Annotated in this window: 1 protein-coding gene; it reads right to left on the bottom strand. The window is 69.8% G+C overall.

Annotated elements, in window-relative coordinates:
- Window positions 1-33 precede the first annotated feature (33 nt).
- Window positions 34-1,203, bottom strand: coding sequence for an IS110 family transposase (locus ACSBPG_RS31870; RefSeq protein ID WP_435541280.1), 1,170 nt, complete (start codon window positions 1,201-1,203; stop codon window positions 34-36).
- Between the last annotated feature and the right edge of the window lie 265 nt (window positions 1,204-1,468).

The raw sequence follows: 1,468 nt of genomic DNA, 5'->3' as shown, positions 1-1,468 counted from the left end.
GTGAGATACCGTCACGTTGAGCAAGCCCTATTTTCAGGGGGCGAGCTTTGGTTCGAAGGGCTTTCGGGCCTTGGCGACGGCGTAGACGGCGACGAGGAGCTTGCGCATGGCGGCGACGATGGCGAGCTTGGCGGGCTTTCCCTGGGCGCGCAGGCGGTCGTAGAAGGCTTTGAGCCAGGGGTTGCGCTTGACGGCGGTGAGGGTGGGCATCCACAAGGCGGTGCGCAGGCGGGCGTTGCCGATAGGTGTGATCCCGGCTCGGCTGGGTCGGCGTTTGCCGGAGTGGCGCAGCGCCGGCACCACCCCGACATAGGCGGCCAGGGCGGCGGCGCTGTCGAAGCGGGCCGGATCGCCCAGTTCGGCGATGAGGCGGGCGGCGGTGCCGGGTCCGATGCCGTCGATGGAGGTCAGCAGCGTGCCAACCTCATGCTCGTCGAGCAGGCGGGCGATGTCGTCGTCGCGGTCGGCCAGACGGCGGCGCCACAGGTCGAGATCTTGGCAGATATCGCGGACCTGAAGGCGGTAGGCGGTGCCGTGGTGCTGGCCGACCGAGCGCTTGGCCGCGGCGACGAGCTGGTCGGCCAGCTCGGCCCCGATGGCGTGCCGGCCGTCGTAGCGCAGCTTGGCCAGCCGACGTGGGGTGGCTTTGGCGACGGCCTCGGCGGTGGGGTATTCGGCCAGGATGGCGGTGGCCAGCATGCTGTCGAGGGTGCGCACGTAGCGGCGGAACTCCGGAAAGCCGAGATCGACCAGCCGGTGGAGCTGGCGGACGCGGTCGTCGAAGTCCTGGCGCAGCCGGTCGCGGTGGCGGACCAGTTCGCGCAGCTCCTCGCTGGCCCGGCTGCCCAGCCGCGTCGCCGGCGGGCGCTTTTCCCGGCCGAAGCGGGCCAGGCCGAGAGCATCGATGGCGTCGGTCTTGGTGCGCTCCAGGCTCTCGCCCTGGAAGCGATGGGTGCGCAGCGGGTTGATCAGGGCGACGTCATAGCCCTTGGCCGCCAGCACGGCGAACAGGTTTTTCCAGTAGTGCCCGGTCGCCTCCATGACCACCAGCGCCTCACCCGGCGGCGCCAGCGCCGCCAGCAAGGCGCCGTGTCCGGCCGCGTCCTCGTCGATCGCCTTGGGTTTGACCAGGACCGTGCCGTCCGTGCCGAGGACGGCGAAGACGTGGGTTTCCGACGCGATGTCGATGCCGACGAACTGCATGCCACTCCCCTTCCGGTTCGGCCGGAAGCCTCGGAGCCGGTGCTCGTGCCCCTGCTTGTCCATGCGCGGATGACCGCCCCGATCGGGGCGGTCATCCGCCCCCTCGCTGCGACACCGCCGGATACCGTCCGGGCAAAAAGCACCGGGCGAGGGCGCCAATCTCACAGACGAAGACACAGCTTCGAGCGGAACGCGGCGACCCTCTCCCGGCCTTCAGGCCAACCATCCTATCAGGAGGTCGCCCGATGAGTGGAAGTCATACAAG

Source organism: Azospirillum sp. ST 5-10 (assembly GCF_051225715.1).
In the GTDB taxonomy this organism is placed as follows: domain Bacteria; phylum Pseudomonadota; class Alphaproteobacteria; order Azospirillales; family Azospirillaceae; genus Azospirillum.
Note: the sequence above shows the minus strand (reverse complement) of the source record. Positions and strands in the feature narration are given on the sequence as shown.